Here is a 20789-nt window from a genome sequence, read left to right as displayed (position 1 = left end):
TCAAAACCAAGCCAGAATAGAGACTGGCCTTCAAAAAGTTAGTGCATTTAAAATAACAATGGTGGGGATGATGCTGCTTTTGTCTTCCTCCTTGGCGTTTGGCCAGATGAAGCAATGGGACAAGACCTATGGCGGCACAGAAAATGACGAGTTGGAGATTGTCCGGCACACCAGTGACGGCGGCTACATCTTGGCCGGAAACTCATATTCTGGCATAAGCGGCGACAAAACCAAGGATACCGGTGATGGCCTGGAGTTTTGGGTAGTGAAAGTAGACGCCGCTGGTGAAATAGAATGGAACAAGGTGTATGATGGCCTTGCCAGACTCTCCGCATTGGAGCAAACAAGTGACGGAGGCTATATACTGGGGGGTACTTCCAGCGCAGGTAAAACCATCAACAAATCTGACCCAAGCAGGGGAGGCAGTGACATGTGGGTGATTAAAATCAATTCTAAGGGAAAGGTGCAGTGGGACCAGACCCTGGGTGGCAGTGGTGGTGATGCCTTAAATGATATCATCCAAACCAGTGACGGCGGCTACCTGCTGGGCGGAAGTTCTTCTTCCATGAAAAGTGGAGATAAATCTGAGGACGCTAGAGGGTGGTCTGACTTCTGGATTGTGAAGCTCAGCTCTAAAGGGAAACAGCAGTGGGATAGAACCTACGGAGGCAGTTCTTATGATGGCTTAAACTCCCTTCTGCAAACTAGTGATGGCGGGTACCTGCTGGGCGGGGGCTCTGTTTCTCTGGTAAGCGGTGACAAGACAGACCCGCCTAAAGTAAACTGTACCGAGGAATGCGCTTTTGACTTTTGGCTGGTGAAAGTAGATGCCCTTGGTATGAAAGAATGGGACAGAACCATGGGAGCCGGAGGCGGTGAAAGCGGAGAAAGCATTCTGGACATGGTAGCCACCCAAGACGGAGGCTATTTATTAGGAGGGGCCTCAGATGCGGCTCGTGCAAGCTACGATAAAACAGCACCCAACTATAGTAACAATGGCAGTAGGGACTTTTGGGTAGTTAAAATTACCGCCATGGGTCAAATCCAATGGGATAGAACCGTAGGTGGTACCGAAGATGACAGGTTTGGAGGTTTATTGGCTACTTCAGACGGGGGCTTTCTTATTGGCGGAAGGTCTATTTCTGGCATTGGCGGTGATAAAACCGAACCACAACGTGACGAGGATGAATACAACGCTGGCGACTATTGGGTAGTGAAACTGAGCGCCACCGGCACTACATTATGGGATAAATCCTTCGGAGGCGCCGGCGATGACGTCCTTTCTTCCATGGACCATACCATGGACGGCGGTTACATTATAGGTGGATCCTCCACCTCGCCCATCAGCGGAGAGAAATCAGAGGCCAACGTGGGCGGATTTGACTTTTGGATTGTGAAAATGACTGGTGAGACCTGCGTGGTGCCAACCCCGGCCATCGCCTTGACCCGCATGGCCAACACATACACAGGTGATGTTCCCTCAACCCTGTACCTAGGCTACGGACCAGAATCCATCATGCTAACCGCCAGCGGTGGCACCAGTTACTCCTGGAGCCCGGCCACTGGCCTGAGTAGCACCAACACCGCCGAAACAGTGTTTACAGCCACTGAGGCGGGCATGTACACCTTTACAGTCACTGTAGCTAATGGCGAGTGTACGGCTACAGAGTCCGTGACCATCACCGTGATGGATGTGCGCTGCGGCTCTAAACTCACCAAGGTCATGATCTGCCACAAGGGCCAGATGATTTGTATTGCAGATGACGCCGTCAAAGCACATTTGAAAAACCACCCCGAAGACAGACTAGGCGAATGTGGCAATGAAGAAATGATGGCTGCCAAGGCTGAGGTTAATAGTTTGCGGGTTTATCCTAATCCTTTCACGCAAGCCACTTCCATTGCCATGAATTTTATTAAGAAACAGCAGTACACGGTTGAAATCTATGACATGAAAGGGAAATTAGTGCAGCGGTTTGCCCCGGCCAACGCACAGGCGGGCCAGCAGGTGCGCCTGGAATGGTCTCCCAAGCAGGTTGACCGCGGACTCTATGTGGTGAAACTAATTACCAGCGATGGCGTGCAGACCATGCAACTGCTGCGGCAGTAACCTCATCCATAGCAAAGGCACAATGAAAAGCCGTCAGGAACTCCCTGGCGGCTTTTTAATTGAATGAAGGTTACTTTACGCGGGTATTTTTAGAGGATTTACCTTTCATAAGGCAGGTGGTGGATTTTACTTGATAAACAACCGCTCATCAAAAGGGAAGGGCTCCGATTCAAGAATCTTGATATGCCTGAAGTCTGGGTGTCTGGGGTTAAGCAGAAAGTTATGGTCGCCGTGGACTACCGCAGATGGTACTTTCATGGCTACGTATTGCCCTTCGCGCACAAAAGAATCACCCAGGAGTTGCGTGGCGTTGGGGTGCGGAAACGCTTTCCAGTCTGGTGGAAGTGCCTCTTGCACGAGTTCAGAAACCGGAAGAGTGTCTGGTACTTCAATGGTGATGAGCCAGTAGTCAGAGGGAAGAATGCCCAGCGGGGTGTGCACGGCAATCTCAGTGGTACACAAAGCCCGGGACTCACAGGTATACACCAGAGCTGTGCCTTTGCTGTTCCATCGGCCACCCACCAACTCTGCCCCGCGGCCCGACAAATCAGTTTTGTACAAGCCCTTGCTCAGCCTGAATACAATCATGCCAGCACGCCATGTTCAATGCGGGTCAGCTCGTCCTTGAGCAAGCTTATCCCGAAGGTAGTATCCAGCAGGCTCTTGGGCGTGATGCCACCCAGGGCCACGTTCTTCGCCTCCAGCCAGGCATTGAAATTCTCTGTACTACCAAACACCTCTGTGCCGCGCTTGTACAGCAGGGTCACTTCCAGAATCTTCTCTGAGTGGATAGGGTCAAAGGTTTTCTTTTCTTTCTTGTAGCGCTGAATGGTGCGCTCAGACAAATGCAGAAACACAGACCATTCACTTAAATTAAAAGGGCTCTGGCTCGCAATCTTCACAAAAAGCGGGTACTTGATGCCCGCGCGCACCGTCTGCACCAACAGCAGAATGTCTCTGTCATCTACAGAACTGTTGGAAAGGGTAGTGTCTAAAGTTAGGGCCTTGCTCATGGTGTCTACAAATTGAAAGGAAAGATACGAAACTTGTCTATAAATTAACGACACTTGTCATAAAATAGTTTAAAGCAACGGCAATGTTGAAAGTGCACAAATGATTTAATTTAACATAATAAATAAAATATAGTCAATTTAAGACATGTCGTCGTTTTTGGCTTGTTTTACAGGAAAGAGGCTAAAAACGGATTTTTGCTATGCCCACGGGCGATGGAGAGGGCAGAGATTTGCCACTGTGCAACTATCTGTGTAATCTTAAGCTGCCAAAATAAGCCCTCCGTCTAAATGCTATCCAAAAAGCCGCTGTATAAAAGTCTGTATGCCCAGGTCATTGCTGCTATCTTGTTAGGCATCGCCCTAGGTCATTATGTGCCAGACGTGGCGGTGCAGTTAAAACCTTTAGGAGACGCCTTCATTCGGCTGGTGAAAATGATGATTGGGCCGGTGGTGTTTTGTACCATCGTGACGGGCATTGCCGGCATGCAGGACATGAAGCAGGTGGGGCGCGTGGGCGTAAAGGCATTACTGTATTTTGAGGTGCTCACCACCATTGCCCTGGTGTTAGGCTTGTTGGTAGTGAACCTGGTGGGTCCGGGACGAGGCATGCACATTGACCCCGCCAGTTTAGACGCCACCGCCTTGAACGCACTCACCCAGAAAAAGCAGGAAACGGAAGGCGTCATCGGGTTTCTGCTGCACATTATCCCTGAGAACATCATAGACGCCCTGGCCAAAGGTGAACTGCTGCAGATTCTGTTCTTCTCGGTGCTGTTCGGGTTTGGGTTGTCTAAGATTGGCCCGAAGGCTGCGCCCATTCTCACGGTCATCCAGTCGTTTGCCAATGGGTTGTTCGCCGTCATTCACATCATCATGAAAGTAGCGCCTTTGGGAGCACTTGGGGCCATGGGCTACACCATTGGCAAGTACGGGTTGGCGTCTTTAGGGGCGCTGGGCCAGCTGATGGGCGCTTTTTATCTTACCTGCATTCTGTTTGTGCTTCTGGTGCTGGGCGCCATCATGAAAGCCATGGGATTTTCCATCATTTCCCTGCTCAAGTACCTGCGCGAAGAGCTGCTCATTGTCCTGGGAACTTCTTCCTCTGAGGCGGCGCTGCCCAGCCTGATGGAAAAATTGGAGCAAGCCGGCTGCGCCAAACCCGTGGTAGGCCTAGTGGTACCTACTGGTTACTCCTTTAACCTGGACGGCACCTCCATCTACCTGACCATGGCTGCCGTGTTCGTAGCCCAGGCCACCGACACGCCCATGGGCCTGCAGCAACAAGTCACCTTGCTGCTGGTACTCATGCTCACCTCAAAAGGAGCGGCCGGCGTGACGGGGAGCGGCTTTATCACCTTGGCGGCCACGTTGCCGGCGGTAGGAGGCATTCCCGTGGCCGGGTTGGCGCTTATATTGGGCATTGACCGGTTCATGAGTGAGGCGCGGGCGCTCACTAACCTGGTAGGCAATGCCGTAGCTACGCTCTTTGTAGCTAAATGGGAAAACGGACTAGACGTACACCAGGCCCGCAAACTATTACGGTAAATGAAAAAGCCGTTTTTGGGCTGTTTATCAGAAAACAGCCCAAAAACGGCTAAGGTCATTGAAGGAGAATCGGCTTAGGCCTCTTCTGGGTGATAGATGATTTTATCCCGGTGCTTGAGTCCCCAGTCACGCAGTTCTCTGATCACCGGGGCCAGGCTGTGGCCGTAGTCTGTGATGGAGTATTCTACCGTCACCGGAGAGGTGTCATGCACCGTACGTTTTACCAGCTTGTTGATTTCCAGCTCCTTCAGTTCCTTGGAAAGCATCTTGGCCGTAATGCCTGCCACATCACGGTGCAGTTCTTTGAACCGGCGCTTGTGCACGCACAGGGCTACAATGATGGGAATCTTCCATTTGCCGCTCAAGATGTCCAAAGCGTCTCTAATAGGAAGGATGTGGGTAATGCACATACCCGTGTCTGGTACTGTGATGGTTTCCATGGCAAATTAGCTTTCATGTAAGATACCGGTATACCTGGGTATATTAGTATCTATTTGAAACCAAAGGTACGTAAATTTGTTTATACAAATGACGTATATACACCTTAAAATTTCAAAATGAAACTGATTGAAGATTTGAACTGGCGCTATGCCACAAAACGCATGACCGGTGAGACCGTTCCAGAGGAGAAACTGCAGAATATATTGGAGGCCATCAGGTTATCAGCTTCGTCCATGGGTTTTATGCCTTACAATGTATTGGTGATCCAGGATCCTGAGGTGAGAAAGAAAATACAAGCCGCTGCCTATAACCAACCCCAGATTGTAGAAGCCTCACACCTGTTGATCTTTGCCGCCTGGGCTACCTTAACCGATGAACAGGTAGATGCTTACATGAACCAGATTGCGCAGGAACGCGGGGTAGACGTTTCTACCTTGGCCGGCTTCGCGGATAGCCTCAAAGGCACCATCAACAGCCGCACGGCAGAAGAGAACTTCCAGTGGGCGGCCAAGCAGAGCTACATTGCCCTGGGCACCGGCCTGGTGGCTGCGGCGGCAGAACGCGTAGACGCCACACCCATGGAAGGCTTTGACCCGGCCGCCCTGGACAAAGTGCTGGGCCTGGCAGAGAAAGGCTTACGAAGCATTACCATCATGGCGCTAGGGTACCGTGACACTGAAAAGGATTTTCTGGCCACGGCTAAGAAAGTGCGCCGCAGCAAGAAAGACCTTTTCCTGGAGATAGCGTAAAACAAACAAATGCAATTGAACAGGCACCCGCTCCCTCAACCGGGGCGGGTGTTCTTTTTTAGGCGGGCACAAGGGACTTAAACCATACTATGAAAAAGAAAATCTTAGGAAATACGGGCATTGAATTAGGGCCGCTGGCCTTTGGCGGAAACGTCTTCGGGTGGACGGTAGACGAGAAAACCTCGTTCCAGCTGCTGGACGGTTTCATAGAGGCGGGCCTGAACCTGATTGACACGGCAGATTCTTACAGCAGTTGGGCACCCGGCAACCAGGGCGGCGAATCTGAGACCATCATTGGTAAGTGGCTAATGGCCAGAGGCAACCGCAATCAGGTAGTGATTGCCACCAAAGTGGGTTGGGAAATCACCCCAGAACGCGAAGGCCTCAAGAAAGACTACATCATGACATCCGTGGAAGGATCCCTCAAGCGTCTCCAAACCGATTACATAGACTTGTACCAATCACACGTGGATGATGCTTCTACGCCTTTTCAGGAAACCTTGGAGGCCTATAGCCGACTGTTGGACCAAGGGAAGATACGCGCCATTGGGGCTTCTAACATCAAAGCCAACCGCCTAAAAGAAGCTCTGGCGGTGAGTAAAGAGCATGGCCTGCCCAGCTATCAAACTTTGCAACCAGAATACAACCTGTACAGCCGCGCTGGCTATGAGCATGAGCTGGAGGGACTGGTATTGGAAAATAAGATTGGCGTAATCTGCTATTCTGCCCTGGCCAGCGGTTTCCTGACGGGCAAGTACCGCTCTAAGGAGGACTTTAGCAAGAGCGCCCGCGGCGGCGGCATGCAGAAGTTTATGAATGAGCGAGGCCAACGCATTCTAGCTGCTTTGGACGTTATTTCCGCTCATCATCAGGCCACGCCTGCGCAGGTTTCCCTGGCCTGGCTCATGGCCCGGCCCAGCATCACTGCACCCATTGCCAGTGCCACCAGTACAGAACAGCTGCAAGATCTGATTAAAGCCACGCAGCTTACTTTGACAGAACATGACATTCAACGGCTAAACACGGCCAGTTCCTATTAAAAACCTTGTTCTAATTGAACCCAATACAAGAAAAGGCGCCCGGATATGGGCGCCTTTTCTTGTATCTGTGCTACGGTCGTTTTTGGGCTGTTTTCTAGTAAATACGCCAAAAACGACAACCGCTCCCGATTTAAAAATCTACTGAATACACCTTTTCTAACTGCCAGTCATTGATTCTTGTGGGTAGGTGCCTGAGCGCGAAGTTTCGGGCTTTGATCAAAAACGGGTTAGACATTTGGGCTACGCTTCCTAACACCTTGGATTGGTTAGTGACCCAGTGAGTGCGGTCTAGTCGGCGTTTCTCAAAGCGCTGGGCCGCTGCGTTAAAATCAAGGTCTTTTTGCAGTTCATCTGTCAGCACGGCGGCGTCTTCAATGGCTTGGCACGCTCCCTGACCCATGTTAGGTGTGGTGGCATGGGCAGCGTCTCCTAAAAGCAGAATGTTGGGAAAGGCGAAGGTAGAAATGGGGGCCAGGTCAAACAGATCATGCCACAGCAGTTCTTCGGGCTTAGTGGCGGCAAACAGGTATGGAATGGGGGCGTGGTAGTATTGAAAATGCGCCCGAAGCCCCTCAATGTTCATGGCGCGCATGGCTGGGTCATTCTGCGGACCATTGATGCAGGCAAACCAGTAAATCTTATTGTCTTGCAATGGCGTCCAGCCCACACGTCCGTCAGGGCCCCAGGTTTCTGAGGCATAATGTGCCGTGAGTCCCGGGTTTTCAATCACTGCGCGCCAGCATGTGTAGCCCGCATATCTGGGCTTGGACGAAGGCAACAGCTGCTGCCGAACCTGCGAGTTGATGCCATCTGCCACCACCAGAAAGTCCACCTGCCGCGTGGAACCGTCCTGAAAAAACAGAGTAACTCCCTGGGCATGGTTCTCTACTTTAAGAACGCGCTTGTTTACGTGCAAGGGGACATCGGTTAAATGCTCCAAAAGTGCCTCATGCAAACTGGCCCTATGTATCACGAAGTTGTCCAGACCATATTTGGCGCTCATGGCCCGGCTGTCGGTGCGGTTGATGAGGCGGCCCTTTTCATCAAAGATATGGAAACCATCCAGGCACTGGCCTCGAGCGATGATGCCCTGGGCAATGCCCAGCCGTTGCAAGCCTTTTATGGCGTTGGCTGCCAGGGCCAACCCGGCGCCTACGGGGGCAAAGGCCGGCGCGGCCTCAAATACTTCTACCTGTATGCCTACCTGATGAAGGCCAATGGCCGTGGTGAGTCCGCCAATGCCGCCGCCTATAATGCCAATGGTCATGATTGCCTGTCTTGGTTACTGCCGCAAATCTCAGCAGAAATGGGTGGCAAAACACCATACTAAGCCGTAAATTATTGCTTTTAACGTAACTGGCTTAGCGTATTCAAAAGAGGTAAAGAGAAAGCTTTTCTGACTGGGTTAAGGCATCTGGTAGACAACGGCATTGGCGTTCATGCCGGCACCCACAGAAGCAAACACCAAGGGCCGGCCAGCTTCTAAGGTATGATCGCCTAATTGATGTTTCTGCACCAGGTCATATAAGATTGGTAGGGTAGCCACGGAGTTGTTGCCAAGGGTGTTCACGGTCATGGGCATGATACCAGCCGGTACTTCTGCTTTGCCATACAGCTTGAACAAGCGCTCCAGCATGGCCTGGTCCATTTTCTCGTTGGCCTGATGAATCAATACCTTTTGAATGTCATCCAAATCTAGGCCTGCCTTTTGAATGCATTTTTGAATGGCTTGGGGCACCGTGGTGAGCGCATATTCATAGATTTTGCGGCCATCCATCTTAATATACAACTGTTCCTGCGGTTTATCTGGATTGTAAGAATGCGTGTTCCGGAGCCAATGTGCCTGGGAGTATGTGTCTGAAACCGTGAGATGGCTTAAAATACCGGTCTTGGTTTCCGTCTCCAGGGCCTCCAGAACCACGGCACCGGCGCCGTCAGAATAGATCATGCTGTCGCGGTCATGCGGGTCAGATACGCGGGAAAGGGTCTCGGCGCCAATCACCAGAATACGCTTGGCATCCCCGGATTGTAAATAATAGTGGGCCTGTATGAGTGCCTGCAGCCAACCCGGACAGCCAAAGGGCAAATCATACGCCACGGTGTACGGGTTCCTGATTCGTAACAAGTGCTTTACGCGGGCCGCCAGGGTAGGTACCATGTCCACGCGGCCACAGCCGTCTTTTACATCGCCGTAATTATGGGCCACAATGATGTAATCCAGAGTCTCTGGGTCTATGTTGGCATTTTCAATGGCCAGTAGCGCCGCATGGTACCCAAGGTCTGAGTTGACCATGCCAGCATCTGCGTAGCGCCTTTCCTGAATGCCCGTGATTTGGTGAAACTTCCGGATGATGGTTTCATTGGCCCCTACCAACCGGTGACCCTGCGCGTCAAAAAACTCTGTCTCCAGAAAATGGCTGTTGTCAATGATGTTGGCGGGAATAAAACTACCGGAGCCGGTAATAACGGAAGAGATACTAGGAGCGGGCATACTAAACAAAGAAAAACATAGCCAGGCATGACACCTGAAGAAAAGGAAACGGGAATCCACACTCTAAAAAAAGCCCCTGTTAAAATCTTTGCCAATCAACCAAAGATGGGCGCCAGGAGGATGGTATGTGAAATCTGGAAGAGAAGGTACTAAGAAAGAATGGGAATCAATAGCAAATATTCAGCTTTTCTAAGATAGCAGCAGAAAAGCTAGAAAGGGAGATTGGTGTAATCTGGAGAAGATGCTCAGGATCAGGAGGTAATAAAAGAAAGGCAGCGCCTGCAGGGAATGAATTCAGGAGGAAAGAAGCGTCTTTTTAATCAAAAATTAGTTTGGCGCCCCCCAGGAAAATAAAGATCCAGATGAGGCCTTTGATCAAGAAGAACAGAAAACCTGCCACTCCCATACGTTTCAAGGCTTTTTTCCAATTGGCCATAAGAACAGAATGTTTAGTGTGCTATAAAATTACGAGAATGCCCTGCTAAAAGCAAAAGCGTTTTTGGCCCATTTCCGGTAAAACAGGCCAAAAACGCTTTTCATCCATCTTTTTAATCTTTACAATTTGTAGGCAATGGTGGTCATGAACTGACGCGGCGCAATGGGGTTGATGCTGTTATCATCATGGGCATTGTAGCTCAGTTTGTTCAGGAGGTTGGTCAGTTTCAACCGCACAGACACGCGCTGCAGGGTGTAGCCTACGTGGGCGTCAAAAAGCATGTAGTTGGGCAGGGCAATCAGTTTAAAGTTGGGGTTGGCATCTGTCCTGTTTCTTCCGGCCAGGCGGTCTCCCACGTAGAAGGCGGTGGCACCCAGGTTTAAGCCACTCAACGTTTCGTTCTGGAATGAGTAGAAGAGGCTGGCGTTGGCCGTATGTGACGGGTTGTAGCGCAGGCGCTCGTTCTTAGCATAGGTGTTGGATTTTGTGTAGCGGGTGTCATTGTAGCTGTAGCCGCCTAGCAGAGACCAGCCCAGCATTGGCTTACTCATGATGTCTACTTCCACGCCCTGGCTGGTAACCTCGCCGGCCAGTTCTTTGATGTTGTTGTTAGTGTTGGCCGTCACGCCATTGGCTAGAAACAAGGCTCTTTGAGCAAAGTTGCTGTTCTTGATCTGGTAGGCCGTCACGTTGGCAGACAACAGTCCATTCAATAGCTCATTCTTAATGCCTACCTCATACTGATCTGTGATGGACGGATCCAATGGTTTCATGTTCACATCTGTGCCGGTATTAGGCGTAAAAGAGTTGGCATAGCTCACAAACAAGGACATGTTCTGGGTAGGCTGGAACACCACGCCGGTTCTGGGGCTGAACGCATAGTCATAGCTGCTGGTAGTGCCTAGCACTTCTTTCTTGGTTTGTGCGTCGGTCACGGTAGATTCGCCTTCTGTGTCAATGGCGCTGTAGCGCAAACCAGCCAGTACTTTCACCTTCTCCGAAACACTAATCAAATCCTGGGCATACACACCAAAGCGGTTGGAAACGGTCTTGGTGTTGTAGGGTTTGGTGATGAAGTCCGGGATGTCCTTGCGCTGGTTGTCTGGGTTCAGGTGGTAGATGTTGATGACGTCATAGGAGCTGATGGCGTTGAAAGAAGGAGCCTCTGTGTCATATTTGTCCACGTCTGCGCCTACCAGCAAGGTGTGCTGCAAGAAGCCGGTGTTAAACTTGCCTGTCAAATCCAGTTGGGTCAGGTAATACTTCTCATCAGAGGCTGAGCGCTGCAAGCCTCTTTTCAGGTCACCGTTGTATCTGCCTTCGGCGTCCAGGACAAAGTTGGTAGGGCGGGAGGTAGTGAGCAGGGCCACGTTGTAGTTCTGAAAAGAGCTGGTGCTTCTGATTTCAAACTTGTCATTGAGGCGGTGCGTGATGGTAGCCATAGCACTGCGTTGCTTCACCTCGTTTTTGCCGAAGGAAACGCCTAAATACGCGCTTCTGGGAAGGTCTGTGATGGCGTAGTTGATGGCGCCCACCCCGTAATCTGGCGTGCGGGTGTCGTGCATGTAGTCGCCTTCCAGCAAGATGTCTGTCTTGGCACCGGCCTTGAAAAGAAGCGATGGGTTGATGTAAAAGCGCTCTGCCTTCACCTGGTCCCTGAAACTACCCGAATTAAGATAAGAAGTATTCAACCGATAGGCCACTTTTTCACTGTGGTTAATGGCCCCATACACATCAATGGCCGGTTTGTAATAGTCATAGCTACCCGCGCGCAGGCTCACCTCTCCACCATGCTCAAACTTGGGCTTCTTGGTCACCAGGTTCAAAACGCCGCCGGCGGCCACGTTGCCAAACAAAATGGCGTTGCTGCCTTTCAAGACTTCTACCCGCTCCAAACCAGACATTTCTGGCATGATGCCGTTGTTGAACCGTGATCCGTTTTTAAAGGTGTTGCTGCTGCCAAACGCGAAGCCCCGGCCGGCAATTTCTTCCTGTGTGCCACCGGTGGCGCCCATTTGGTAAACGCCATTCACGTTCTGCAAGACCTCGCCCAAGGTCTGTACCTGTTGTTTTTCCAGCACCTCTGCGCCAATGATGGTGGTGCTCTGCGGAAGGTCTAGCGGCTTAATGGCTATTTTGCCAATAGCCATCGGTTTCTCATTAATGGACTGACGACCCGTCACAGTCACTTCCTGCAACTGGGTAGAGGTTTTGGTGACCGTGAAATCCTGGATGTTTGTCTGGCCCGCCGCTACGCTGATGGTTTTCTCCTGCGACTCAAAACCGATGCAGGTGGCCATGAGCGTGTAGGTGCCCGCCGGAATGTGTTTGAACTGGTACGTTCCTTCCTCTGAGGTGATGGCTGCCCGATTGGCTTCCTTCAACAACACAGACACATAAGCGGCAGGCTCCCCGTCAGGAGTGGTGATTCTTCCGCGCAACACATTTTGCTGCGCCATTAAAGACAAGGAGGACAAGAAAAAGAAACAAAGAAGGAGTAGGCTTTTGGGGGTATTTGAATAGGTATAGGTAGAATGCATGGGGTTTAAATTTATTTAGACTTGTTCTAAACTGATGCAAACTAACAGCCTATTTAGACGCGTTCCAAATAAAATTTAGATTATTTAAAAATTTTGATGGGAGTGATTCCATTACCAACTCGTTTTGAATGTTCCATTTTTTGTGCAGAGGTGTGTAAAAATAGTCTGAGTTGGGAGCTTTTATCTATTTTGTCTCACACGAGCCTGTTTGGCAAAGCGCACATAATCAATTGAATACCCAAGAAAGTTGGGGAATAGGCGGACTGGATCACCTAGTGCCGCCTTGATGGCGTCCAAACCCAGATTGGAGCATTTCAAGATTGTAGGGAAAGTAAAGAAGTTTTAAAGCACACGAAGGGAAAGGCATGCAGGTTCAGAGATGGGCAGCGAAAGGCGGTTCATACGTAATTGCTGCAGGAAGGAGAAAAGGAAGGATTTTTTAAGAAAGCGATGCTGTTACAGAAGTCCGGCTTCTTTGAGCACCTTTTTAGGTAGTTTGCTTTTAATCAACTCATAGGATTCCCGCACGCGGTGCTCAATTTCCTGGCTGGAAAGCGTATGGCCTTCGTTTGCCAGAACCCAATGATAGCGGGCCAGGTACGGGGCGGGACTCAAACCAGGCATTGCAGAGAGAGCCTGGAAATCCTCTGCGTCCACCTTGAACGAAAAGGAAAAGGGCGGTTCCATGCTGGCCACGCAGAACATTTTCCCGCCAATGGAAAAGCACAGGTCATGGTCCCATTTCACGTCTTCGGTGACGGCAGCTAAAGAAAGGCAGTAGGCTCTGAGGGCTTCCAGGTGCATAGCGGAGAAGGACGTTTTTGGCGTAATTCCTCAAAAATAAGCCAAAAACGGCGGGCAAAAAAAGCGGCTTCTGATTTTGGGCTGTTTTCCATAAAACAAGCCAAAATCAGAAGCCGCACAGTAATTCTCTTTTGCTGGGCGCAGATTAATGCATGCCGCCGCCCCGCTGGAAGTTACCCGGACCTTGTTGTTGCTGCATTGGTCTGGCACCCGCTCCGCCAAACATGCGCAGGTTGTACACAAAGCTCACCATGAAGTAGCGTTGCAATACCGTAGTTTGCGTAGTTTCTCTGTAGTTGTCCTGGAATAATACATTCAGGCTATTATTCTCACCCAGTAAGTCAAAACCAGAAAGTCTAATTTCGGCTTTTCTGTCTTTCAAGAACTTGTAGCCTACGCTGCCATTCAGAAGTGTAAAGGTGTTGTCAATGTCTTCGGCCAGACCACCGTTGTATTGGTGGTTTAACTCAGATGTGAGGGTCAAGCCTTTCCAAAGCACCCAGTTCAACCTTAGCAAACTGCTTTGATTGTAGTAGTCATTGTTTTGAGTGGTACGGTAGGCGTATTCTACCTGGTTGTAGGTTCCGTTGGTTGAAATCAAAAAGTCAAAGTTCTCACTAATGTTACTGCTCAACACTACCCCGCCACCCAAGTTAGCCGTTTTACTGTCATTGGCAACTGGTTGATAGGACGTTCCAAAATCACTGTACAAGGACGGTGTTTTGGAATAGGTGGCGTTGGCGTTGAGGTTGAGGTTGGACTTGATGAAATTAAGCGGAAAGCCATAATTTAAGAACGAGCGGAAGGAATATTGTCCATCCAGGTTAATCGATCTGGAAAGCTGCTGGCCTCTTCCCAAGAAAACGCCAGTACCCGTCGCAACCGGTTCATCTTCCACCTCACGTCCGTTGGTGTCTGGGCCATTGTTAATGATGGTGCTTCGGCCCAAGTAATCCTGAGCAAACGACCCACCGAATACGGCAAAGAACGAGGCAGACTTACCTGGATTGGCAGAAGAATAACGGACGTTAAAGCTGTGGTTAAAGCTCTGGCCCAGGTTTGGGTTGCCTTGGGTGAGAATGGTGGGGTTGGAGTAATCCACCGCGCCCTGCAACTGGTCCACAGAAGGTGTCTGGGAACGGCCATTGTAGAAAATACGCACGTTTCGGTCTTGCGTAAAATTGTAACGCAGCATGGCAAACGGTAAAATGTTGTGATAGTTTCTGACCGTGTCCAGTGCTCTAGGGTACATCTGGTCTGTAGAAAGCTCCAGCCATTGGTAGCGGGCGTTCAGCATCACTTGGAAGTCTTTGGTATTATAGCGCCAGCCTCCACCAAACTCCTGGGTAAAGGTGCGGTTGTCTACCGTACTGGACTGATTTACTACCAAACTATCATAAAGTTCTGTAACCGGACGGTACTGGAATGTGCGTCTGTCACCGTCTGAGTTTGAGTAGTTGGTCACATACGTCAACTGTAATTGTGTTTTTTGGCTGAGGGGCTCTGTGTAATTCAAATTGGCACCCACGTTGTAGCCTCTGTTGTCTAAGTTAGACGTGAGGTATACCAAGGAGTCATCGCCTTCATTCACTAAGTCCTTCAAGAAGATGATGTCATTTCTGTTATCACCTTTGTTTTGGTTGTAGCCGTTGTTGACATCCAAGCTGATGGTTCTCCCTCTCTTGGCAAAGCTGTGGCGGTATAAGATGCTATTATTGAAGTTAATGCCTGTTAAGTCAGAAAGAAAAGTATTGTCAAAGTTCTTCAATAAAAGCTGGGTTGATTCAATTTGAGAATCTGAGAAGAGCCTGGATTCCGTAAAACTATCTCCTTTGTTTTGCTGCAAGCTCAGTCTTGGTCGGATGATGATGGAGTTGGCAGAGTCAATGTTGTAGGTAATGCGCAGGTTAAGGCGATGGTTCTGGTTTTTGGCATCAGAAAGACCACCCTCATTGACATCATACGCCCCAGGATTATTAAAATCAAACTCTCTTAGGGTGTTGTAGTTGTTGTCATTGTTAGTGTAATTAAAGAAGTAGCTGCCCTGCACGTCTACTTTCTTACCCAATTTGTCCAGGTAGTTGATACCAATGGCGTTGGTAGTGGCAATGCCGTTGCTGGAATTCACCAAGAAATCTCCCGTATTGTTACCGCCGCCAAACCCGCCGCCTCCTCCGCGTGGGCCACCGCCACCGCCGCCACGGTTGCCGCCTCCTCTGGAACTGGCGCTTGCCACACCAACAAGATCTTCAGAAGAAAAATTTTGCTCATTTACATTGTTGCTCAAGGCCACTATAGAAATGCGCTGGTCACCTTTAAACTGGTTGATGTTGCCGCTTAGTCTAAAGCGCTCATCTGTACCAACGCCTGCGCTGAAACGCCCAAACTGCCCGGTTCTGAATTCTGGCTTGGTGATGATGTTGATGGTTTTTTGCTCATTGCCGTCGCTGAACCCAGTGAACTGGGACTGGTCACTCTGACGGTCAAACACTTGTATTTTGGAGATCACCTCGGCAGGAAGGTTTTTCAGGACCGCGTTTGGGTCTTCGCCGAAGAATTCTTTTCCGTCCACCAGAACGCGCTGCACGCGTTCGCCCTGGGCTTGCACCTGACCGTTCTGGATGGTGACGCCCGGCATTTTCTGAATCAGGTTTTCGGCGTTGGCGTCTTTGTTGACTTTATAGGCCGCGGCGTTCATTTCAGCGGTGTCTGCCTTGGTGATCACGGTGGCGGCTCTGCCTACTACTTCTACTTCGCGCAGGCGTCTGCTGGCGCTGGACAAGGTGAGGGTGCCCATGCTTACCGGCGTGCCGCCCACGGTTACGCCGCGGTAAAAATCAGAGAAGCCTAAATAAGAAGCCTTGATGATATAACGACCGGCAGGTACGCCGGCGATTTGAAACCCGCCGTCAACGTCAGTCGCGGCTCCTCTGAACACCGTTGAATCTGCTTTAAGGAGCGCTACCGTGGCCCCAATAAGGGGAGACCCGCCACCTTCCACCGTTCCACTCACCGACGTGGACTGGCTGAAGGCCGTAAAGGAAAGGGTGAAAAATAGAAGAAAGAGTAAATGTTGTTTTTTCATTGCTGGAATGGTTTGGACTTTGACTGAACCCACTCCAAAAGGTTTAACCACCCTCTGAAAAATAATCTGTTTTTGGGCTGTTTCTCAGAAAACAGCCCAAAAACAGATTAGTCAGAATTTACGGCAGAAAACCTTTTCACTTACTATTCAGGAATTGCAGCAGAGGGACAAGAAACCGGTCATAGGCCTCTATGTGCGGCAAATGGCCCACGTTGGCCAGCTCCACCAATTTAGCGTTTGGAATCTTCTTAGCGATCTCCTTGCCCAGTGCGGGGTAATTACCCAGCAGGGCGCGGTCTTCGGGACGGGCGTTGGCCTTGCCCAAGGCGGTCTTGTCGCGTTGACCAATGAGCAGGAGGGTAGGCGCTTTCACCTGGCTGAACTCATACACTACCGGTTGCGTGAAAATCATGTCATAGGTGAGCGCCGAAACCCAGGCTATTTTAGGATATTCCGGGTGTAAGGTCCAACCGGCCAGAACGTTCGCCCACTCATCATACTTGGGGTCCCATGTTCCACCATAATAATTATCCAGCTGATATTTTTTGATGGTCTCATAGTTCTGCTTGAGCTCCCCGGCGTACCATTTTTCTATGGATTGATAGGGCACCCAGCGTTTCCAGTCTTCCAGGCCAATGGGGTTTTCCAGGATGAGTTTTTCCGTAGTCTCTGGGTACATAAGCGCAAAGCGCGTGGCCAGCATGCCGCCCATGGAATGCCCCAGCACCGCCACCTGCTTTACGCCCAGACTGTCTAGCAAGCTTTTGGTGTTTTGTGCCAGCATCTGAAAACTGTACTGGATGTTCTGCGGCTTACTGGATTTGCCAAAACCTATTTGGTCTGGGATGATCACTCTAAAGCCATTTTTGCTCAGGTCTTTGGCAGTTTGTTCCCAATACGCCCCGTTGAAGTTCTTGCCGTGCAAAAGCAAAACGGACTTCCCGTTAGGAGTGGACGGCTTCACGTCCATGAACGCCATTTTAACTGCCTGCCGCTGCACGGTGAGGGAATGGAAATGCACCGGAAAAGGGTAGGTGTACTTGGTTAGGTCTGGGTCCAAAGGTTTCGGCTGCGCCTGGGCAACGCCTATCTGGGACACAAAAAGCAGAAGAAGGCTTAGGTATTTGAAATGCGTCATAACTCTACAAAATGGTTGTTCTAGAGTAACGCAAAGCAATCTGGCCTGTTGTTGGGGTTTCTCAAGTGATACTACTTTGATACCGGTCGTTTTTGGCTTGTTTTCCAGAAAACAAGCCAAAAACGACCGGTATAATTATCTATTCCATGCAGAGAAAACTTCATTTAGTGGGCGGTTTCCTGAACAGGAGCAGAAGAGGCCACTACTTCGTTTTGTAGCCCGATGGACTGGTTGTGGATGATGTCAAAGATGGCTTTTACATAATGCTCGTCCAAGCCAATTTCGCGGGCAATGGTGAGTCTGTTCTCCAGTACATCGCGCCAGCGTCCCGCCTGAAAAACATCCAGGCCATGTGTTTTCTTGTAGGCGCCAATGCGTTCCGAAACATCCGTCCGGAGGAAGAGCAGGTGCAGCAGGTCCTGGTCCAATCTGTCCACAATCATTCTTAATTCCTGCAACTGTCCCGTGTTGGCCACCCGCTCAGATTCCAGGTCCAAAGAAGTGAGGAGCGCGTCTAAGCCCGCGGGAGTCACTTGTTGGGAGGCATCGCTTAACGCAGCGTCTGGGTTGCAATGGGTTTCAATCATGAGGCCGTCTGCGCCCAGGTGAAGCGCCTGCTGACTAACAGTCTGTAACAGGTCGCGGCGGCCAGCAATATGGCTGGGGTCACAGATCAAAGGAACTCCAGGCGCGAGGGCTCTTATCTGGGCAATGGCTTCCCATTTGGGATGGTTGCGGTACGGTTTATTGTTGACGGTGGAAAAGCCCCTATGAATGAGTCCCAGGTCTGTGATGCCGGCGCGGTTCAGTCGTTCCAGGGCGCCCAGCCACAACTGGATGTCTGGGTTGACGGGGTTCTTCACCAGCACCGGAATGTCCACACCTTGCAGGGCATCAGCTATCTCCTGTACAGAGAAAGGATTGACGGTGGTTCTGGCACCCACCCACAAAATGTCCACCCCATGCCGAAGGGCCTGTTCTACGTGCTGCGTATTGGCCACCTCCACCGCAGTTTGCAGGCCGGTCTCACTTTTCACGTTCTGTAGCCATTCCAAACCCACCTGGCCAATTCCTTCAAACAAGCCTGGCCGAGTGCGGGGTTTCCAGATGCCCGCCCTGAACACCGACACGCGGTGATCCTGCTGCAGAGCCCTGGCGGTTTGGAGCATTTGTTCTTCGGTTTCAGCGCTGCAGGGACCAGCAATGACGGTTGGCAGTGGGCCGCCGTTTAAAATTTTGGTTCGGGCGGTGATGGTAAGGGAGTTGTTAGATACTTGCATGGGTATTCTTGGGTAAAAGGTGATGTTGAATTCTTTGAATGGCTTCTTTTAACTGAGATACTGGTGAACAGAGCGAGACCCGTAGGTACCGCTCGCCTTGCTTCCCGAAGATTTTGCCCGGAGTCAGGAATATTCCGGCCTCATAGAGGAGTTCGTCTAAAAAGGCTTCTGTGTCTAGAACATGGTCCGGCACTCTGGCCCAGACAAAAAGACCGTGCGTGTTGGTTTGGTAGTGGCAATCCAAGAGATCAAGTAGCTCAAAGACTACCTGTTTGCGCTTCTGGTATTCTTGGTTTTGGTGGTCATGCCAAGTCTCTGGATTGTGCAAGGCTTTGATGGCGGCCTGTTGCACGGGCAGAAACATGCCAGAGTCCAGATTGCTCTTCACCTGGAGCAGGCAGCTCAAATACGCACCATTTCCTGCCACCACGCCCACGCGCCATCCCGCCATGTTATGCGATTTGCTCAGAGAGTTAAGTTCCAGGCAGCACTTCTCGGCTCCCGGTCTGGAAAGCAGGCTTACCGGCGATTCCTGTGGCAATACCAGGCTATAAGGATTGTCATTCACCAGTAGAAACTTATACTTTTTGGCTAGGACAATGAGGGCATCCAACATTGTTATGCAGGCGCCGGCCCCCGTGGGCATATGCGGATAATTCACCCACATGAGTTTAACCTTGCCGCCTTGCAGCACCGCTTCTAACTGGTCCAAATCTGGTTGCCAGTCGTTCTCCTGGGTTAGGGCATATGGAACCGGCTGCGCACCTACTAGTTTTGTTACCGCCGTATAGGCCGGGTAGCCGGGGTCTGGCAGAAGCACTTGATCTCCCGGGTTCAGAAAGGCCATGGAAATATGAAAGATGCCTTCTTTGGAGCCCATCAAAGGAAGAACCTCTGACTTAGGGTCAAGCGTGACTCCGTAGGTTTTCAGGTACCAACGTGCAAAGGCTTTTTTTAAAGGCAGCGCACCGGCAGAGGGCTGATAGTGGTGGGCTTCTGGACGGACGGCAGCCTGCACAAGACCCTGCACAGTTTCTGGGGAGGGCAGCAAATCAGGATCGCCAATGCCCAGGTTAATGATGTGTTTATCGGCTGCCTGCAAAGCCCGTACCTCTGCCAGCTTTCTGGAAAAGTAGTATTCTGGCACGTTCTGCAACCGGTGAGCGCTGGAAATAATCATAGGGCAGAATCTAGAATTGACGATAGTTGCGGTGCAGGCTTGCCTTGGTACATGCCCAGCAATTGAACCCGAGGCTCAAGGGACTTCAATTTTTTCAGGGCGAAGATCAATTCCTTTTCATTCGGGCAAGACACTTCCACCAGCAGTTCTGGGTTTTTACCGCCCGGCAACTCCTGGCAAAGGGACAATTTCTTCCCCAGAATTTTTTTGAGCTGGCTGACTAAAGCGGCGGAGGAATTTACAGATAGGATAGGTACAATAAGGCTCGCTTTGGTGGCGGGAACATGCGCGCCGCGGCGCTCTTTAGACAAAAGGAAAAAGCGGGTATAGTTGTGACGGGTGTCTGCGGCCTGTGCTTGCAAAACGGTTAGGTCATATAAGGCGGCGGCGGCAAGGCTTGCGATGGCTCCTATGCCTTTCAATTGCTGTTCTTGAATCTGGCGGGCGCTGTCGGCGGTGTCTGCCTTGGCCGTGGCCACCAGGTATGGATGCTGCTCAAACAAACGGCTGCACTGCTGCAGGGCCACGGGGTGCGACCATACTTCCTGAAGGTTCTGCAAGGTCTGGCCTGGTAACGCCATCAGCGTTTGGTCAATGGGCAGCCAGTGCTCCTCCAGAATATGGAACTGATGCTGTTGCACTAACTTGAAGTTATTCAGCAAAGGCCCGGCCAGGGTATTCTCCACGGCCATGACCGCCCGGGCAGCGCTACCGTCTGCCAAAAGTTGGCCTACTTGCTCAAAGGTGTCACAATGCAGAACTTCCAGGGAAGTCTCTTCAAAAATAGTTCTTGTCAGTACGTCATGAAAAGAGGCTGGGCCTCCTTGAATTGCTATTCTCATCTTACATTTTTGCCAATAAAAAAGCCCCGCTGGTGGGCGGGGCTTCAGGTGTTGTATGTGTTATGTTTTCAACGCATAGGTTTACCAGTTGAGCCCCT

Annotated in this window: 16 protein-coding genes; 4 read left to right on the top strand and 12 right to left on the bottom strand. The window is 50.8% G+C overall.

Translation table 11 applies throughout. From position 1 onward, the window contains the following. Positions 1–67: 67 nt before the first annotated feature. Positions 68–2107, top strand: coding sequence for a T9SS type A sorting domain-containing protein (locus tag GU926_RS03835; protein WP_160689184.1), 2040 nt, complete (start codon positions 68–70; stop codon positions 2105–2107). Between the two features lie 126 nt (positions 2108–2233). On the opposite strand, the gene GU926_RS03830 is transcribed toward GU926_RS03835, so the two are convergent. Together GU926_RS03830 and parS are read right to left on the bottom strand one after the other, a co-directional pair. Next, positions 2234–2695, bottom strand: a complete 462-nt coding sequence (locus tag GU926_RS03830) for an RES family NAD+ phosphorylase (protein WP_160689182.1) — start codon at positions 2693–2695, stop codon at positions 2234–2236. After that, positions 2692–3120, bottom strand: a complete 429-nt coding sequence (gene parS, locus GU926_RS03825; protein WP_160689180.1) for a type II RES/Xre toxin-antitoxin system antitoxin — start codon at positions 3118–3120, stop codon at positions 2692–2694. The genes GU926_RS03830 and parS overlap by 4 nt, the downstream gene beginning before the upstream one ends. A 288-nt stretch (positions 3121–3408) precedes the next feature. On the opposite strand from parS, the gene GU926_RS03820 reads away from it, so the two are divergent. Beyond that, entirely contained in the window at positions 3409–4665 is a 1257-nt protein-coding gene (locus GU926_RS03820) for a dicarboxylate/amino acid:cation symporter (RefSeq protein ID WP_160689178.1), read from the top strand. Positions 4666–4739: 74 nt separating this feature from the next. On the opposite strand, the gene GU926_RS03815 is transcribed toward GU926_RS03820, so the two are convergent. Next, on the bottom strand, positions 4740–5105 hold the full coding sequence (locus GU926_RS03815; protein ID WP_160689176.1) for a winged helix-turn-helix transcriptional regulator: 366 nt from the start codon (positions 5103–5105) through the stop codon (positions 4740–4742). Positions 5106–5222: 117 nt separating this feature from the next. Here GU926_RS03815 and GU926_RS03810 point away from each other — a divergent pair, with 117 nt between their 5' ends. Together GU926_RS03810 and GU926_RS03805 are read left to right on the top strand one after the other, a co-directional pair. After that, the gene (locus tag GU926_RS03810; protein ID WP_160689174.1) at positions 5223–5855 is read left to right on the top strand and encodes a nitroreductase family protein; all 633 of its coding nucleotides are present in this window, start codon (positions 5223–5225) and stop codon (positions 5853–5855) included. A gap of 89 nt (positions 5856–5944) precedes the next feature. Continuing rightward, positions 5945–6895, top strand: coding sequence for an aldo/keto reductase (locus tag GU926_RS03805; RefSeq protein ID WP_160689172.1), 951 nt, complete (start codon positions 5945–5947; stop codon positions 6893–6895). 130 nt (positions 6896–7025) lie between these two features. Here the strand turns inward: GU926_RS03805 and GU926_RS03800 are convergent, their stop codons facing one another. The 9 genes from GU926_RS03800 to GU926_RS03760 form a co-directional block, all read right to left on the bottom strand. Beyond that, on the bottom strand, positions 7026–8162 hold the full coding sequence (locus tag GU926_RS03800; protein ID WP_160689170.1) for an FAD-dependent monooxygenase: 1137 nt from the start codon (positions 8160–8162) through the stop codon (positions 7026–7028). Positions 8163–8300: 138 nt separating this feature from the next. Then, positions 8301–9386 (bottom strand): 3-oxoacyl-ACP synthase III family protein, encoded by a 1086-nt coding sequence (locus GU926_RS03795; protein WP_160689168.1) that lies wholly within the window; start codon positions 9384–9386, stop codon positions 8301–8303. Between the two features lie 555 nt (positions 9387–9941). After that, positions 9942–12362, bottom strand: coding sequence for a TonB-dependent receptor (locus tag GU926_RS03790; protein WP_160689166.1), 2421 nt, complete (start codon positions 12360–12362; stop codon positions 9942–9944). 456 nt (positions 12363–12818) lie between these two features. Then, positions 12819–13166 (bottom strand): MmcQ/YjbR family DNA-binding protein, encoded by a 348-nt coding sequence (locus GU926_RS03785; RefSeq protein WP_160689164.1) that lies wholly within the window; start codon positions 13164–13166, stop codon positions 12819–12821. 145 nt (positions 13167–13311) lie between these two features. Further along, positions 13312–16251: an outer membrane beta-barrel protein gene (locus GU926_RS03780; protein WP_160689162.1), complete on the bottom strand. Its 2940-nt coding sequence runs from the start codon at positions 16249–16251 to the stop codon at positions 13312–13314. A gap of 136 nt (positions 16252–16387) precedes the next feature. Continuing rightward, positions 16388–17389 (bottom strand): alpha/beta fold hydrolase, encoded by a 1002-nt coding sequence (locus GU926_RS03775; RefSeq protein WP_160689160.1) that lies wholly within the window; start codon positions 17387–17389, stop codon positions 16388–16390. A 164-nt stretch (positions 17390–17553) separates the two neighbouring features. After that, positions 17554–18669: a chorismate mutase gene (locus GU926_RS03770; RefSeq protein ID WP_160689158.1), complete on the bottom strand. Its 1116-nt coding sequence runs from the start codon at positions 18667–18669 to the stop codon at positions 17554–17556. Next, complete coding sequence (locus GU926_RS03765; RefSeq protein WP_198001457.1) at positions 18656–19849, bottom strand: pyridoxal phosphate-dependent aminotransferase; 1194 nt, start codon at positions 19847–19849, stop codon at positions 18656–18658. Before GU926_RS03765 ends, GU926_RS03770 begins: the two co-directional genes overlap by 14 nt. After that, complete coding sequence (locus tag GU926_RS03760; RefSeq protein ID WP_160689156.1) at positions 19846–20691, bottom strand: prephenate dehydratase domain-containing protein; 846 nt, start codon at positions 20689–20691, stop codon at positions 19846–19848. Before GU926_RS03760 ends, GU926_RS03765 begins: the two co-directional genes overlap by 4 nt. Positions 20692–20789 lie beyond the last annotated feature (98 nt).

Source organism: Nibribacter ruber (genome assembly GCF_009913235.1).
Lineage (GTDB): Bacteria > Bacteroidota > Bacteroidia > Cytophagales > Hymenobacteraceae > Nibribacter > Nibribacter ruber.
The sequence above is the reverse complement of the archived record's forward strand: the minus strand, read 5'-3'. Positions and strand labels throughout refer to the sequence as shown.

Bases quoted from the DNA above. Each gene is read 5' to 3' on its own strand.
- GU926_RS03835 (WP_160689184.1), top strand. From the start codon at position 68: ATGATGCTGCTTTTGTCTTCCTCCTTGGCGTTTGGCCAGATGAAGCAA.
- GU926_RS03830 (WP_160689182.1), bottom strand. From the start codon at position 2,695: ATGATTGTATTCAGGCTGAGCAAGGGCTTGTACAAAACTGATTTGTCG.
- parS (WP_160689180.1), bottom strand. From the start codon at position 3,120: ATGAGCAAGGCCCTAACTTTAGACACTACCCTTTCCAACAGTTCTGTA.
- GU926_RS03820 (WP_160689178.1), top strand. From the start codon at position 3,409: ATGCTATCCAAAAAGCCGCTGTATAAAAGTCTGTATGCCCAGGTCATT.
- GU926_RS03815 (WP_160689176.1), bottom strand. From the start codon at position 5,105: ATGGAAACCATCACAGTACCAGACACGGGTATGTGCATTACCCACATC.
- GU926_RS03810 (WP_160689174.1), top strand. From the start codon at position 5,223: ATGAAACTGATTGAAGATTTGAACTGGCGCTATGCCACAAAACGCATG.
- GU926_RS03805 (WP_160689172.1), top strand. From the start codon at position 5,945: ATGAAAAAGAAAATCTTAGGAAATACGGGCATTGAATTAGGGCCGCTG.
- GU926_RS03800 (WP_160689170.1), bottom strand. From the start codon at position 8,162: ATGACCATTGGCATTATAGGCGGCGGCATTGGCGGACTCACCACGGCC.
- GU926_RS03795 (WP_160689168.1), bottom strand. From the start codon at position 9,386: ATGCCCGCTCCTAGTATCTCTTCCGTTATTACCGGCTCCGGTAGTTTT.
- GU926_RS03790 (WP_160689166.1), bottom strand. From the start codon at position 12,362: ATGCATTCTACCTATACCTATTCAAATACCCCCAAAAGCCTACTCCTT.
- GU926_RS03785 (WP_160689164.1), bottom strand. From the start codon at position 13,166: ATGCACCTGGAAGCCCTCAGAGCCTACTGCCTTTCTTTAGCTGCCGTC.
- GU926_RS03780 (WP_160689162.1), bottom strand. From the start codon at position 16,251: ATGAAAAAACAACATTTACTCTTTCTTCTATTTTTCACCCTTTCCTTT.
- GU926_RS03775 (WP_160689160.1), bottom strand. From the start codon at position 17,389: ATGACGCATTTCAAATACCTAAGCCTTCTTCTGCTTTTTGTGTCCCAG.
- GU926_RS03770 (WP_160689158.1), bottom strand. From the start codon at position 18,669: ATGCAAGTATCTAACAACTCCCTTACCATCACCGCCCGAACCAAAATT.
- GU926_RS03765 (WP_198001457.1), bottom strand. From the start codon at position 19,849: ATGATTATTTCCAGCGCTCACCGGTTGCAGAACGTGCCAGAATACTAC.
- GU926_RS03760 (WP_160689156.1), bottom strand. From the start codon at position 20,691: ATGAGAATAGCAATTCAAGGAGGCCCAGCCTCTTTTCATGACGTACTG.